Raw genomic sequence first — 13,459 nt, forward strand, 5'->3', positions numbered from 1 at the left:
ATCACGGGAGTGACGCTGTGTCAGCGACGAGGAAAGAAGGGGCGCGCATCCGCCCGATCGGCAATCTGGATATCATCAGGCGTTTCACCTGGGAGATATCGTCGATCAACATGCATCTGGAGGAGCTGCGTCAGTTCTGGGCGAGGACGCTGGGCATCAGCGGTCCGCAATGGCTGATCCTGATGGCGATTTCCGACCTTGACAAGGACGACGGCGTGCCGGTCAACGTGGTCTCCAAGCTGCTCCACGTCGACCCCTCCTTCGTCACCACCCAGTCCAAGCTGCTGGAGAAGAAAGGCCTGCTGCGCCGGCGGCCCTCGCCGACCGACGCCCGCGTGGTGCGGCTCTCGCTGGTCGACAAGACGCAGAAGCACATCGCGAGCCTCAACGATCAGTACAAGTCGATTCGCGAATTCGTCTTCCAGGAGTTCGACGAGAACGAACTCACCGAATTCACCGGCAAGCTCGCGACGCTGAAGACCCGGCTCGAAAAGGCCTGCGTCCGGATTTCCCTCGACTACTGAGGCTGCCGCTCAGATTCGCCGGCCGACGGCGCCGAGCTGCGATTCCAGCCAGTCGAAGATGTATTCGTTGGCAAGGCTCGGATTGTCCGCATGAGCCTGCGCCGCGCCGGTCTCCGCCGCGGTGAACACCTTCAGCACGATATCGGAGCTGCCCAGCCGCGACGTCTGCACGATTTTCCGCGCATGGTCGGCCTTGAGCCAGCCGTCCTCGCCGAGCGTGATCAGTACCGGACAATCGGCGCTGGAGGCCATCAGCGGCGCCGACGGCACCGGGACGATGCTGAGGTCGCTCATCGCAAAACGGCTGGCGAAGAAGGATCGTTCGTGCAGGTCCCACAGCCCGCCGTCGCAGACGGCTGCGGCCAGCCGCGGCTCCTGCAACACCGCACGTGCGACGAAGGATGAGCCCCACCCGTCGGCGACGATGGCGATTCGATCGAAATCGACGTCGTCGCGCGTCTCCAGATAGTCCATGACGCTGCCGATCGAGCTTTCGAGATCGCGGCGCCGCAACAGCACATCGGTATAGTCGTCGCGCTGGTCGCCGAGCAGGTCGAGAGCCAACATCGACAATCCACGCTCGCGCGCATGCGGCGCGAGCTTGAACAGGAATTCTTCCTTGCGATGGCCGGGCTCGCCGATGCAGATCACGGTCGGGGCACGCGTCCCCGCCGATGGCGCCGGCAGGAAATAACCCTGCAAGGCGTGTCCGTCGTCGGCCCAGGGAATCGTGACGACCTCGCCGGCCGGGCTGCGCGCACTGAGGAAACGGCGCGCGCATTCCTGCATGGCCAGCACCGCGACCCAGCGGCGCTCGTCGTCCTGGTCCAGCGGCATCGCGGCCGCGCCGTAGTAATTCATCGCCCGCAGCCAGTTGCGCTGCGCGGTCGCCCTGTGGCCTTCCGCAAACGCCGCCTCGGCACGCTCCCGGTTGGCTTGCGCAAGCCGCTTCCATTCACGGTGCCAGGATTGCTCGCCACCCTGCTTGAGCTGGCGCGCGATCATCAGGCATTCGGCGATGGTGGCGCCACCCTCCTGCGCCGCGGTGAGGAGCCGCGTGAATTCAGCGGAGATATCCTCTCTCTCCGGGCAGAGGATCCAGTCGTCGGAGAGGCATGCGGGTATCATCGGAGCTACGCTTTATGATGGCGTTACCCCTGATTGACTAAACTATTTTGGTTCACCAACCAAGCTGCCGTGCGCCGAATGAGAGGCGTTTGACATCACCATCGCTTGAACATCGCTTGAACGATGGAGCATGTCGCATGCGTGACATTCCAAATCGTCATAAGCGGCCAAGACTGGCAAGAGAAGACTGGCAAGAGGTGGCAGGTACACTACATCCGTAGTATCACCTGCGCACCTCTTGCCATGATGATCATCATACCTATATCGGCGCGCGCTCGTTGACAGTCTCAGCCAACCGGATTCAGCCGAGCTTCCAGCCAACCTCCTGCGTAAAACTTTCGTAGAAGGCGCGGTCATAGGCCTGCTCCGGGGCAGCACGCACGCGCGCGTCAAGCCGTTGTGCATCCTCGCCCACAAGAATGCGCCACCGTTCCGCCTTGACGCCGTCGAGGATGATCTTCGCGGCCTGCGCAGCCGTCGTCGGTGCGTCCTCGAGGAAGCTGCGGGCGCGCTCGGCGAACACCGCCTGGATGTCCTCGTCCGACATCCTGTCGGCATCGGGCACGCCGGCCGCGACCATGCGCTTGCGGGTCAGCGCGACCTCGTCCGGATTGAGACGCTCCGACCCGTCCGTGCTCTGCACCTTGCGCGAATTGGAGACGATCGAGGTGCCGACATGGCCGGGCATCACCACCGAGCATTTGACATGCGGCGCGTGCAGGCGGAGGTCGTTGATCAGCGCTTCGGTAAATCCCTTCACGGCGAACTTGGCCGAGCTGTAGGCGGTGTGCGCCTGGTTCATGCCGATCGAGGCCCAGAAGCCGTTGACGCTCGCGGTGTTGACGATGTGGGCCTCGTCCGCGGCCACCAGCATCGGCAGGAAGGTGCGCACGCCGAGATAGACGCCGCCCCAGCAGATGTTGAAGGTGCGCTCCCATTGCTCGCGCGTGTTGGTGAACAGGCTGCCCCCGCCACCGATGCCGGCATTGTTGAACAGCAGATGGATCTTGTCGGTCTTCTGCTGCTCGGCGAGTTCGTCGCGAAAGCGCTTGAGATGATCCTCGATCGAGACGTCGGCGACATGGGTCGTGACGCGCAGGCCCTGCGGCAGCTTCTCGACCTCGCACAGCCGCTTGGTCTCGGCCATCGCGGCTTCCGAGACGTCGCACATCGCGACATTGCAGCCCTCGGCGACGAGTTGCCGCGCAAGCTCGCGCCCCATTCCTGTGCCGCCGCCGGTAATCACGGCGATCTTTCCCGCAAAATCCTTCATGGGCTTTCGGCCCCTCCCCTTGTCGGTATGTTTCTTCGTCGCACCGCTCATCGCGGCGCTGCGCAAAATGTAGCAGCGCCGCATCCGCAGGTAAAAGCGGATCGGCGCGGCTGCTCGACATAAGTTATTTCGGCCGGCGGACTATTCGGCCGCTTCGACGCGCACCCCGTTCAACGCGCCGAGCGCCTCCAGCGCCCTGCGCGTGGCAGCCTGCTGCGCCGGCGAGGCTTCAGGCATCGGCGCGCGCGGATAGGTCTTCGGCAAGCCCTGGAGCGTCTGCGCGTAACGCGTACACGCCGGCAGATTGTCGGCGACAACGGCATTCCACAGCGTCAGCAGCTTCTTGTGCAGGTCGAGCGCGCGCGGGTGGTCGCCGGCCTTCACCGCATCCCACAGCGCGACGGACGCATGCGGCGCAGCCGTGAGAATCGCGGCGATCGAGCCATGGGCGCCCAGCGTGTAGGACGGATACATCAGCGCATCGACGGCGCTGTAGATCAGCTTGTCCGGCGCCATCATCATGAGATCCGCGAACAGTTTCAGGTCGCCCGCGCTCTGCTTGACACCGACCACCAGCGGCACCTCGGTCATGATCCGCGTCAGCAGCGCCGGCGACAGATACGACCACGGCACCACGTTGTAGATGATGATCGGCATGCCGGTCTCATCGGCCATGGCGCGGAAATGCGCGACCATGGCTTCATCATCCGGCTTGAACAGATAATGCACCGGCGTGACCTGAAGGGCGGCAACATTCATGTCGCGCACCAGTCTGCCGCGGCGGATCGCATCGCGCGTGGAGTCCACGATGATGCCGGCGATCACGGGAATGCGCCCGTTCACCGCCTCCACTGTCGCCGCCATCAGGTCACGATATTCCTCGTGATCGAGCGTGTGGCCCTCGCCGGTCGAGCCCCCGGCGGCAACGCCATGCGCGCCGGCTCCGATCATCCAGTCGACCTGCGGCGCCACCAGCTTGGTGTCGATCTCGCCGTCTTTCCGGAATGGCGTGGTCATCGGCGGGATCACGCCGGTCGGTCTTGCCTTCATGGTCTGCCCTCACGTTTCCATTACCCTTGAGGCGGTCCCGCTCTTTTGACGAGTATCCGCACGCTTCCGAGCGTATCGGCTGTGCAGGCCTTGGGAAGGGGCCGTTCGCGCGGCACTGCCCCCACAATCGGTCATTCCTGCTCTCATTCCCTGTGGGTTCCCCGTAGTTGCCCGGCTTCGGTTTAAGGGTAATTTTTTTACAATCCGAATCGTCAAATGGGGGTGGACGCTGGGTCGAGTCGGCCAGGCCAGCGTGTTATTCGTGTCACAGGCTCTGGCACTCCGCTTGCATCCTCTTCGTGGTCAGAAACTACCGATGAGGTGACTGGAATGTTCGTGACCGTCGTAGCCGTGCTCTGCCGGCTTAGCGCAGCTAGCTCAGGCAGTTGCGTCGAGGAAATCGTGACCGACAGCAACATGACGCCCGAAATTTCGATGATGCAATGTGCGGTCGGCGCACAGGCACCACTTGCGAAATGGATGGGCGAGCATCCGATCTATCACGCCAACTGGCGCCTTGAGCGCTACAAATGCGTGCCGGGTCACTACGAGATCAAGGGCCACGCCTAAGGCCCCGCAAAACTACGTCTATCGAGGAAACGCCCGAGGGCACGCCGACGTCCCTTCGTTGCAAGCTCACCGGCCAAGCGCCCGCCTCTTGAGGCCATGCGCTCTGTGAGAACGATCACGCTTCTACCCACGCCGATGGAGCTTAGAATCATCGAACGCGCGGGGGCTGATCGGTGAGAAGCAGGACGGGTTCCAACCCAACAATTGTTAGCTGAAACGCTGCAAATGCGAGCGCACTGATCCTTAATGACTGGCCCCCTATCGTGCCTCCCGCAATGAAGGAGAGTTCGATGTCAGGGGCCTGCAAGGGATGCGGTGATGGCGATGGGCTGCCGTTCGAATTCAAGATGGCATTTCAGCCGATCGTCGCCGTGAACGAGCAACGTGTCTGGGGCTACGAAGCCCTGGTGCGCGGGCCGAATGGCGAAGGTGCGCACAGCGTGCTGAGCCAGCTGACCGAGGACCAGCTTTATCGCTTCGACCAGGCTGCCAGGGTCATGGCGATTGAAACCGCCGGAAAGTTGTTTGACGATCCCCAAGCCCGGCTGTCCATCAACTTCATGCCCAACGCAGTCTACGAGCCGCAGGCGTGCATCCAGAAATCCCTGGCGGCGGCACGCCGTTCGAACTTCCCGGCCTCGAACCTCATGTTCGAGTTCACCGAAAACGAACGCATGACCGATCCTGCGCATGTCGAGCGCATCGTGCAGGCCTACAAGAAGCTCGGATTTCTGACCGCGCTCGATGACTTCGGCGCCGGCTATGCCGGGCTCAGCCTGCTGGCGAGGCTCCAGCCCGACCTCATCAAGATCGACATGGAGCTCTTGCGCGACATCCACCTCAGCCGTGCGAAGCAGGTCATCGTTGCCGGCATCGCCGCGATGGCGCGCCAGCTCGATATCAGAATCCTCGCCGAGGGCGTCGAAAGCGAAGCCGAACTCTCCGTGCTCCGGGCCGCCGGGATCGACCTCTTTCAGGGCTATTATTTTGCCAAGCCGGGATTCATGAGCTTGCCGAGCGTGGCCGCGTTTTCCAACCCGACCGTGGCCCTCGTCGGCTGACAGTCGCTGCGCCGACGCCCCCTTTAAGTTATCGCACGCATGATCAGCGCCCGCGCACGCCGCCCCTCCGGCGTCGGCATCAGCGCATAATTGTGCGGCTGGTCCCGCAGCAGATGCAGCTCGACCGGCACGCCCACCGCCCTCGCCCGCTCCGCAAGATCGACGCTGTCGGGGTAAAGCAGATCGCGCGTGCCGGAGAAGATTGTCATCGGCGCGAGCGCGCGAAACGCCCCGTTGAGCGGACTGACGAAGGGATGGCCGACATCGAGCTCGCCGGCATAGAGCCGTCCCGCCTCGACGATCCCCGGAATGTCCTGGATCGGATCGCGCGTTGCGATCTCGACTTGCTCCGGACGGCTGACCGACGCGTCGGCCGCAGGCGAGATCAGCATCAATCGGTTCGGCTGCCGATGCCCGCGATCGCGCAGCCATTGGCACGCCGCGAGCGCAAGGCCCGCGCCTGCCGAATTGCCGACCACCGTGACCTTTGCGGAGCCGGCATCTTCCAACAACATCCGCAACAGCTCGGCCGTCGCCGGCACGACATCCTTTGCGGTGGCGCGCGGCGCCAGCGGATAGATCGGCACGACGCACACGACACCCGCCTTGCGCGTCATCTGTCCGACGAAGCGCCAGTGCGCCGGCACGATCTCGTTGATGTAGCCGCCGCCATGCAGGAACATGACGAAGTTGCAGCCCTCATGGCCCGACGACGGCGCGGTGTAATAGACCGGCCACCCGCCCATTTTTGTCAATGTCGCCTCGACATCGCGGCCGAGCCCCACCGGCTCGAACGACGCCGGCTCCAGCGCGAGCTTCTGCACATGCGCCTGCACGGCCTCGGCGGACGCGAGCTGCTGCTTGTACGGAAGCTGACCGAGCAGCAGGTTGAGCGCGCGGCTTTGCAGGCTCGGCGCGGGATCGGCGGGTGGCCGCGCGCCGAACACGCAAGCACCCGGGCAGAATTGAAAGGCCGACACAAGTCTTGCAACGCTCATGGTCCGTTCCCCACCTGGCTCCGCATTCATATGGCGACAAAAGGGCTTGCCGACAGGCCGCCCCCCGCGGATATAATGCGAGCATTCGCTCGCTTTTCATACTCGCATTCGGGATCGCAAGACCATGGCGCGCAAGCCGCCGACAAATCCGCGAAAAAATGCCTCGCAGGCGCGCTCACGCGCCACCGTCGACGCGCTGGTCGAGGCGACCGCTCGCATTCTGGTCAAGGAAGGTTTTGAGAAAACGAGCACCAACCGGATCGCCGAGATCGCAGGCGTCAGCGTCGGCTCGCTCTATCAATACTTCCCCAGCAAGGAGGCCCTCGTCGCCGCCGTGATCGACCGCCACAACGACGAGATCATGACAATCGTCCGCGCCGCCTTCGTCGAGGTCGCGGACATGCCGGTCGACAAGGCCGTGCGCCGCCTCGTCACCGTCGCGATCGAGGCCCATCACATCGACCCCGACCTGCACCGCGTCCTCGCCGAGCAGATCCCGCGCTCAGGCCACCTCGCCGAAGTCGAAGCCTTCAACCACGAGGTCCACGGCCTCGTCCGCACCTATCTCGAACGTCACCGCAAGGAGATGCGCAAGATCGATCCGAGGCTAGCCGCGTTCATGTGCGTCAGCGCGATCGAGGCGGTTGCTCACAACACGGTGCTGAACCCGAGTGAGATGCTGTCGCAGAAGATGGTGAAGGTGCTGGTGGATGAGACGACGAGGATGGTGGTGGGGTATTTGAGGTAGGGCGACGTCGAATTGGACGCCAGATGCTGTTAGCTGCGACGAAGCATCTCAACTCCGGACGCTGCGTGCCTTATCCTGAGGAACGGCCAGTCCTACTTCGCCTGCTCGGGCCCGTTGAAAGGCGCATATCTCTTTGCAATTCTTTTGAACGAGAAGACCTTTTTCGTGAATTCCAATTGATTGTCATGGAATTCATAAGCGCAGGCCAAGTATTGATAGTACGTCCCATTGAACGCTCCGACGACGCTCGTCGGAGCCGCGATCAGGACTTCCTCGCCCTTTGAAAAGAGACTGCCGAACGGCTGTGCGCCAACAACAAAGGGGCCATGAAATTTGACTGTCGGGTTCTTTCCGACAATCTCGTCAGCACATTGCTTGATCACTTCTGGAGTTATCAACGCTTTTGCGGCTGGAGAGACAACATCAGTTCCTGGAGTTGGAGCTTCAGCGCCTGAAGATGTGGCTTCGGCCACCTGAGTCGTCTTACATCCTGACAACAGTAAAGCTGCAACACACAGAAAAACCAAACAGCGCATGCTAGTCCCCTGACCCAGCTAGGGGATATCCCGCCATCACGCGAAACTCAACCGCAGATTGCTTGGCGCGCGCGTATGGCCTTCACGAGGGAGATGACAAGTAGGCTGGACGACGCAAGGGCGTCTACCGTCGACGCGTGCGCATCTAGGGAAGCCGACGTTCCCGAAGCTCCCGAATCTGTTGTCCGATTGCGAGTGCCCGCTCCTGCGCCCACAGTTGGTCGTACGCCGCGACTTCATGCCTGCCGAGATCTTCCGTCGTTGCCCCCTGGACGATCTGCTCCCTATTCTTCCGACTGCAGAAATGGGCAACGAGTCCGGAAATCTTCTGCTGCTCGTCCAGAGCTTGATTGGACAATCGCGCCAGGCTCTCGCGCCACAGACAATCCTCGCGCGCGATTTCGTCACGAAGGACCTGCATGAGCCGGTCTGTTTCTTGATCCTTCGGCCGATCGCCCGCGAATGTGGACGACGCGGTCAGTGCGAACATGCAGAGCAGTGCAATCCGATGCATGACCCGACAAGCCGGCATGATGACACCATACCCCTGTTTTGCCCGACGCGTCAAATCGATTCGGAAAAACAGCATCTCGCCAATGACATCGCTACTGTGCATGGGGTTGTTTTCGGCATTTTGATTTGCCGACCGCCGAAGCCCCCGCCCGCGACTGGCCATCGCGCATGCGTCACCGGCGGGAGCGAACTCCACCCCGGTCAATCCACCCGACAGATGCTTTGGAAAAAAATGGTCGGAGCGAGAGGATTTGAACCTCCGACCCCTAGTCTCCCAGACTAGTGCGCTAACCGGGCTGCGCCACGCTCCGAACGTCGTTCCATTAGCTAGGATCGGTGCTTAGCGCAAGGCGAGCGACACCATTTTGGCGTGTCCGTCCAAGGCCGCTGGAACTGCCGGCAAGGCCGGCGAAAACGGCCTTAGCCCTCGTTCAGCGCCTGATCCAGCATTTCCCGGCACGCCACGAGGTCAGCGAGGGCCCGCCCGAGGCGCTCGCGGTCCAGCGCGCTGGGGCCGGCGGGTGCGGCCGGGGTGCCGCCCTTGCGGAAGGTGGTGAGGATCTCCTCGTCATCGACCTCGGTGAAGCGGAAGTCGATGCCTTCCTCTTCGTCGCCCTGGTAATCGTCATCGTCGGCGTCGGCGACGCCCTTGATGGGGGCCTCGTCGTCGGGCTCCATCAGGCTGGCGCCGATGGCGTCCTCGATGGCGCCGAACGAGACCGCGGCCGCGCCGTCAGCGAGGCCCTGCACCGATTTGACGCCGTGCTCTTTCAGGATCCGCTGCACCCCGCGGATGGTGTAGCCCTCCCCGTAGAGGAGCCGGCGGATGCCCTTGAGCAGGTCGACGTCGTCGGGGCGGTAATAGCGACGACCGCCGCTGCGCTTCATCGGCTTGATCTGGGAGAAACGCGTCTCCCAGAACCGCAGCACGTGCTGCGGAATGTCGAGTTCCTGCGCTACTTCGCTGATGGTTCGGAACGCATCCGGCGCCTTGTCCAAATGCCAGGTCCTTGTCCGTCGGGGCGGTTACGCCTCGGGTTGCGCCTTGCTGGCGTCGCCATTGCCGCGATGCTGGGTGTTGATCCGCTGCTTCAGGATCGCCGACGGCTTGAACACCATGACGCGCCGCGGCGAGATCGGCACCTCGGTGCCGGTCTTCGGATTACGTCCGATGCGCTGGCCCTTCTTACGGACCATGAAGGAGCCGAACGAGGACAATTTCACCGTCTCGCCCTTTTCCAGGCAGTCGGTGATCTCCTTCAGCACGAGTTCCACGAACGCAGACGATTCCGTCCGCGACAGGCCCACCTTCTGGTAGACGGCTTCGCAGAGATCGACACGCGTTACGGTTTTACTTTGATCGGTCATCGCCCTGCCCCACATCACGGCGAACAATTGTTGTCTGAAATTATGAGGTTACGATACGGCGGTCAACAGCGCTCATCAATGCAGACGCATCGATAATCCGCGCAGATTCGGGCAAAATTTTATCGATTGTGGCTCTACCAGCGCACCAGGGCGGAGCCCCAGGTGAAGCCGCCGCCCATCGCCTCCAGCAGGACCATGTCGCCGCGCTTGATGCGGCCGTCCTTGCGCGCCACCGACAGCGCCAGCGGAATCGAGGCCGCCGAGGTGTTGCCGTGACGGTCCACCGTCAGCACCACCTTCTCCGGCGCGATGTGGAGCTTGTGGGCGGAGGCGTCGATGATTCGCTTGTTGGCCTGGTGCGGCACGAACCAGTCGATGCTGTCGGCGTTGAGCCCGGTCGCCTGGAAGGCATCGACGATCACGTCGGTGATCATGCCGACCGCATGCTTGAAGACCTCGCGGCCCTCCATGCGCAGATGGCCGACGGTCTGGGTCGAGGACGGCCCGCCGTCGACGAACAGTTTTGCCTTGTGGCGGCCGTCGGAGCGTAAGTGAGTGGTGACGATGCCGCGGTCGGTTGCGGCGTTGCCCGGCTGCTCCTGGGCCTCCAGCACCACCGCGCCGGCGCCGTCGCCGAACAGCACGCAGGTGCCGCGGTCGTTCCAGTCGAGGATGCGCGAGAAGGTCTCGGCGCCGATCACCAGCGCGCGCTTGAAGGCGCCGGTACGCAGAAAATTGTCGGCGGTCGCGAGCGCGAACACGAAGCCCGAGCACACCGCCTGGAGATCGAAGGCCGCGCCATGGTTGATGCCGAGCCCATGCTGCACGGCGACCGCACTGGCCGGAAAGGTGTTGTCGGGCGTCGAGGTCGCCAGCACGATCAGGTCGATCGACTGCGCGTCGAGGCCGGCATCCGCGAGCGCCGCCTGCGCCGCCTTGATCGCCAAGTGCGAGGTGAACTCGCCCTCGGCGGCGATATGCCGCTCGCGAATGCCGGTGCGCTGCACGATCCACTCGTCGGAGGTGTCGATACGCGCCGCCAATTGGGCGTTGGTCACCACTTGCTCCGGCAGATAGGAGCCGCAGCCGAGCACGACCGAACGAATTTGAGTCACGAAACATCCTCCGGCGCGGTCTGCACGAAATTGAGCGCGCCACCCTCGCGGTTGAGCATCTGATTGATCTTGTTCAGGAGATCGGTGTGCGCCATCTCATAGCCAACATCGATCGCGGAGGCAAAGCCTTCGGCGCTGATTCCGCCATGGCTTTTGACCACGACCCCGTTCAATCCAAGGAACACGCCGCCATTGGTCTTGTTCGGATCCATCTTGTTGCGGAGGGCCTGGAAGGCACCTCGCGCGAAGAGATAGCCGAGCTTGGACATCCAGCTCTGCTGAATGGCTTCGCGGAGCAACTCCGCCATCTGCCGCGCGGTTCCCTCGGCGGCCTTCAGCGCGATATTGCCGCTGTAACCTTCGGTGACGATGACGTCGGCGAGACCCTTGCCGATGCCGTCGCCCTCGACGAAACCGATATAGTCGAGCTCCGGCAGGTTCCTCGCGCGCAGGATTTCACCGGCATCGCGAATCTCCTCGTGCCCCTTGATCTCTTCGGTTCCGATATTGAGCAGGCCGACGGTGGGACGCGGCTTGTTGAACAAAACGCTCGCCATGGCGGCGCCCATGACCGCGAGCGACACCAGATGGTGCGCATCGCCGCCGATGGTGGCACCGAGGTCGAGCACGACGGACTCGCCGCGCTTGGTCGGCCACATCCCGGCGATCGCGGGACGGTCGACGCCGGGCAGCGTGCGCAGGTGGAATCGCGACATCGCCATGAGCGCGCCGGTATTGCCGGCGGAGACCACGACATCCGCCTCGCCCCTCTTCACGGCATCGATGGCGAGCCACATCGAGGAGGTCTTGCGGCCGCGCCGCAGCGCCTGGCTCGGCTTGTCGTCCATGCCGACGGCAACGTCGGTGTGGATGATCTTCGAAGCGGCCTTGAGGGCGGGATGGTTCGCGAGCTCGGGCTCGATTTTGGCGCGGTCCCCGACCAGCAGGAACTCGATCCCGCGATGCCTCTGAAGCGAGATGGCGGCGCCTGGAATGACCACGGCGGCGCCGAAATCGCCCCCCATGGCGTCAAGCGCGATGCGAACCTTGCTTGGCATAAAAGTCCTGGAAACCTGGTCTGGTGCGGTCTTGAACGAGCGGGGCCGCAGAATGGGCTCGCCATGGACATGGCGGCTGGCCAAGCGCCACGCCGCGCCCTGACCGGGGCGCGACAATAGCGTTTTGTCATCCCGAAACAACCTCTTGCCCCCAGCCTTTTGCAGGCTTAGCGGTCCGGCGGCAGACCGGAAAATTCAACAGAAATACACTGAAATCAAACAGATAAGATCGGCTCTCAAACCATTCAGGCAACCGCCTCGCCTTGCCCGGGAAGCCGTTCTTGCGGGGGAATGCCCAGCTATTTGCCTTTCTTCTTGCCTGTCTTGTTATCCTGGAGCGCCTTCAGCACCGCGAACGGATGATCTTCCGGATCGGGCGCGGTCACCTCGGCCTCGAACACCACACCTTGCTTCCGCGGATAGGGGTCGACCGCCAGAAAGATCGCGTCGGTTGCGATTCGGCCGAGGTCGATAATTCCATTGGCAATCGGCTCCGGAGGATCGACGACCTCCGGCGGCTCCTCGTCGTCCCGCCCCTCCTCGATCAGGTCAGCCAGCCGCCGGGCCTCAGCTTCGGGCGCAAAGATCAGGTCGACCTCCTCGTCGATCTCGTTCTCGATCGGATCGAGGGTGACGACGCAGGTCTGGCCGATCCGGGCCCGGACGCTGCCTGTAACCTGGTAGCGGCCACCGCTTTTCGGCACGATTTCAAGATCGGCTTGGGCGGAAAGCACCTCGCGTAAGCCCGCAAACTCGGCCATGGCCAGCCGCTCGGCGGCTGACGCCTCGAGCTTGCGATGCACGCCAGTGTCGGGAATTTGCGCGACGATGACGGGGGACCGCCAGGGATCTGGCCTGGATTCGGCGTTTGGTCGGCTCATGGCGTGACACCCTCCGTGAACGCCGGGGGAAACTTGAAGGACGCGCACAGCAGCGCAGCCTCATCAGCCCGGCCAAGATCGGCCTCGGTAGCCCGGGCGTAGGCCGCGAGCTGCCGCGCGTGCTCCATACCGGCTCCGTTCAAAACATTCTTGCAGATGGCTGCGGCCAGCGCCTCGCTGTCGCCTGCCATAGCCAGGTCATAGGCCTGCACCCGGCCGTAAAACGCCTCGCCAAAGGCTCGCATCCGCTTCGGCACGGTCTGGTCGCCGATCCCCATCTCGCGCAGATTATCGTCCATATCCTCGCAAAACCGGTCAAACAGCGCCTGCGACAGCTCCGTGGCGCCTTGCTGGGGTGCGCCCTGGACCGTGCGCAGGCGGCGCAGCAGAAGCCAGAGATGCAGCAGCAACAGGTCGAAACGCCCGTTAACCGTATCGGGGACGCCCAAGTCGCGGTAAAATATGGGTTCTCGCGCCTGCGTCACGATCATGCCATAGATGGCTTCAATGGTGCCGCGCGGGGCTTGCCGGGGTTTCCTGAAGTGATTGAACGGCCAAACCATTGTGGGTTCCGCAAGCGGGCGTGCGCGTGTTGCAATTGCAGCCTCCGCCCGGTACTTCAGCGCCTCACGCGAC

16 protein-coding genes and 1 tRNA gene are annotated in these 13,459 nt (G+C 63.2%); 4 read left to right on the forward strand and 13 right to left on the reverse strand.

What is annotated here, in order from left to right; genetic code table 11:
* Positions 1-17: 17 nt before the first annotated feature.
* Positions 18-524 (forward strand): MarR family winged helix-turn-helix transcriptional regulator, encoded by a 507-nt coding sequence (locus AB7532_RS20630; protein ID WP_441236577.1) that lies wholly within the window; start codon positions 18-20, stop codon positions 522-524.
* A gap of 9 nt (positions 525-533) precedes the next feature.
* Here AB7532_RS20630 and AB7532_RS20635 read toward each other — a convergent pair whose 3' ends face one another.
* The 3 genes from AB7532_RS20635 to AB7532_RS20645 all read right to left on the reverse strand — a co-directional run bounded on the left by AB7532_RS20635 (position 534) and on the right by AB7532_RS20645 (position 3,975).
* On the reverse strand, positions 534-1,652 hold the full coding sequence (locus AB7532_RS20635; RefSeq protein WP_441236578.1) for an alpha/beta hydrolase family protein: 1,119 nt from the start codon (positions 1,650-1,652) through the stop codon (positions 534-536).
* Between the two features lie 301 nt (positions 1,653-1,953).
* On the reverse strand, positions 1,954-2,925 hold the full coding sequence (locus AB7532_RS20640) for an SDR family NAD(P)-dependent oxidoreductase (RefSeq protein WP_441236579.1): 972 nt from the start codon (positions 2,923-2,925) through the stop codon (positions 1,954-1,956).
* Between the two features lie 141 nt (positions 2,926-3,066).
* Positions 3,067-3,975 (reverse strand): dihydrodipicolinate synthase family protein, encoded by a 909-nt coding sequence (locus AB7532_RS20645; RefSeq protein WP_441236580.1) that lies wholly within the window; start codon positions 3,973-3,975, stop codon positions 3,067-3,069.
* Between the two features lie 330 nt (positions 3,976-4,305).
* Between AB7532_RS20645 and AB7532_RS20650 the strand changes: the two genes are divergently transcribed.
* A complete protein-coding gene (locus tag AB7532_RS20650) occupies positions 4,306-4,545 on the forward strand; it encodes a hypothetical protein (protein ID WP_015685698.1) in 240 nt (79 codons plus the stop codon).
* A gap of 290 nt (positions 4,546-4,835) precedes the next feature.
* Entirely contained in the window at positions 4,836-5,606 is a 771-nt protein-coding gene (locus AB7532_RS20655) for an EAL domain-containing protein (protein ID WP_441236581.1), read from the forward strand.
* Positions 5,607-5,629: 23 nt separating this feature from the next.
* Here the strand turns inward: AB7532_RS20655 and AB7532_RS20660 are convergent, their stop codons facing one another.
* Complete coding sequence (locus AB7532_RS20660; RefSeq protein WP_441236582.1) at positions 5,630-6,604, reverse strand: alpha/beta hydrolase fold domain-containing protein; 975 nt, start codon at positions 6,602-6,604, stop codon at positions 5,630-5,632.
* 124 nt (positions 6,605-6,728) lie between these two features.
* On the opposite strand from AB7532_RS20660, the gene AB7532_RS20665 reads away from it, so the two are divergent.
* Positions 6,729-7,352 (forward strand): TetR/AcrR family transcriptional regulator, encoded by a 624-nt coding sequence (locus AB7532_RS20665; RefSeq protein WP_441236583.1) that lies wholly within the window; start codon positions 6,729-6,731, stop codon positions 7,350-7,352.
* A gap of 92 nt (positions 7,353-7,444) precedes the next feature.
* Here the strand turns inward: AB7532_RS20665 and AB7532_RS20670 are convergent, their stop codons facing one another.
* From AB7532_RS20670 to AB7532_RS20710, 9 genes are all read right to left on the reverse strand, one after another.
* Positions 7,445-7,825 carry a hypothetical protein gene (locus AB7532_RS20670; protein ID WP_441236584.1) on the reverse strand — a complete coding sequence of 127 codons (381 nt, stop codon included), beginning with the start codon at positions 7,823-7,825 and terminating at the stop codon, positions 7,445-7,447.
* Positions 7,826-8,033: 208 nt separating this feature from the next.
* Positions 8,034-8,504 (reverse strand): hypothetical protein, encoded by a 471-nt coding sequence (locus AB7532_RS20675; RefSeq protein ID WP_441236585.1) that lies wholly within the window; start codon positions 8,502-8,504, stop codon positions 8,034-8,036.
* A 130-nt stretch (positions 8,505-8,634) separates the two neighbouring features.
* Positions 8,635-8,712: transfer RNA gene (locus tag AB7532_RS20680), tRNA-Pro, on the reverse strand.
* A gap of 109 nt (positions 8,713-8,821) precedes the next feature.
* Entirely contained in the window at positions 8,822-9,400 is a 579-nt protein-coding gene (locus tag AB7532_RS20685) for a MerR family transcriptional regulator (protein WP_441236586.1), read from the reverse strand.
* Between the two features lie 27 nt (positions 9,401-9,427).
* Entirely contained in the window at positions 9,428-9,769 is a 342-nt protein-coding gene (locus tag AB7532_RS20690; protein ID WP_028152484.1) for an integration host factor subunit alpha, read from the reverse strand.
* A gap of 134 nt (positions 9,770-9,903) precedes the next feature.
* Positions 9,904-10,884: a beta-ketoacyl-ACP synthase III gene (locus AB7532_RS20695; protein WP_441236587.1), complete on the reverse strand. Its 981-nt coding sequence runs from the start codon at positions 10,882-10,884 to the stop codon at positions 9,904-9,906.
* Positions 10,881-11,942, reverse strand: a complete 1,062-nt coding sequence (plsX, locus tag AB7532_RS20700; protein WP_441236588.1) for a phosphate acyltransferase PlsX — start codon at positions 11,940-11,942, stop codon at positions 10,881-10,883. Before plsX ends, AB7532_RS20695 begins: the two co-directional genes overlap by 4 nt.
* 299 nt (positions 11,943-12,241) lie before the next feature.
* Complete coding sequence (locus tag AB7532_RS20705; protein ID WP_441236589.1) at positions 12,242-12,823, reverse strand: YceD family protein; 582 nt, start codon at positions 12,821-12,823, stop codon at positions 12,242-12,244.
* Positions 12,820-13,386 carry a ubiquinol-cytochrome C chaperone family protein gene (locus tag AB7532_RS20710; RefSeq protein WP_441236590.1) on the reverse strand — a complete coding sequence of 189 codons (567 nt, stop codon included), beginning with the start codon at positions 13,384-13,386 and terminating at the stop codon, positions 12,820-12,822. Before AB7532_RS20710 ends, AB7532_RS20705 begins: the two co-directional genes overlap by 4 nt.
* Between the last annotated feature and the right edge of the window lie 73 nt (positions 13,387-13,459).

Source organism: Bradyrhizobium sp. 930_D9_N1_4, assembly GCF_052076015.1.
Lineage (GTDB): Bacteria > Pseudomonadota > Alphaproteobacteria > Rhizobiales > Xanthobacteraceae > Bradyrhizobium.

What these genes read in the sequence shown, in the direction of transcription:
- AB7532_RS20635 (WP_441236578.1), bottom strand. Translation starts at nt 1,652, where the DNA reads ATGATACCCGCATGCCTCTCCGACGACTGGATCCTCTGCCCGGAGAGA.
- AB7532_RS20640 (WP_441236579.1), bottom strand. Translation starts at nt 2,925, where the DNA reads ATGAAGGATTTTGCGGGAAAGATCGCCGTGATTACCGGCGGCGGCACA.
- AB7532_RS20645 (WP_441236580.1), bottom strand. Translation starts at nt 3,975, where the DNA reads ATGAAGGCAAGACCGACCGGCGTGATCCCGCCGATGACCACGCCATTC.
- AB7532_RS20650 (WP_015685698.1), top strand. Translation starts at nt 4,306, where the DNA reads ATGTTCGTGACCGTCGTAGCCGTGCTCTGCCGGCTTAGCGCAGCTAGC.
- AB7532_RS20655 (WP_441236581.1), top strand. Translation starts at nt 4,836, where the DNA reads ATGTCAGGGGCCTGCAAGGGATGCGGTGATGGCGATGGGCTGCCGTTC.
- AB7532_RS20660 (WP_441236582.1), bottom strand. Translation starts at nt 6,604, where the DNA reads ATGAGCGTTGCAAGACTTGTGTCGGCCTTTCAATTCTGCCCGGGTGCT.
- AB7532_RS20665 (WP_441236583.1), top strand. Translation starts at nt 6,729, where the DNA reads ATGGCGCGCAAGCCGCCGACAAATCCGCGAAAAAATGCCTCGCAGGCG.
- AB7532_RS20675 (WP_441236585.1), bottom strand. Translation starts at nt 8,504, where the DNA reads ATGCACAGTAGCGATGTCATTGGCGAGATGCTGTTTTTCCGAATCGAT.
- AB7532_RS20690 (WP_028152484.1), bottom strand. Translation starts at nt 9,769, where the DNA reads ATGACCGATCAAAGTAAAACCGTAACGCGTGTCGATCTCTGCGAAGCC.
- plsX (WP_441236588.1), bottom strand. Translation starts at nt 11,942, where the DNA reads ATGCCAAGCAAGGTTCGCATCGCGCTTGACGCCATGGGGGGCGATTTC.
- AB7532_RS20705 (WP_441236589.1), bottom strand. Translation starts at nt 12,823, where the DNA reads ATGAGCCGACCAAACGCCGAATCCAGGCCAGATCCCTGGCGGTCCCCC.
- AB7532_RS20710 (WP_441236590.1), bottom strand. Translation starts at nt 13,386, where the DNA reads ATGGTTTGGCCGTTCAATCACTTCAGGAAACCCCGGCAAGCCCCGCGC.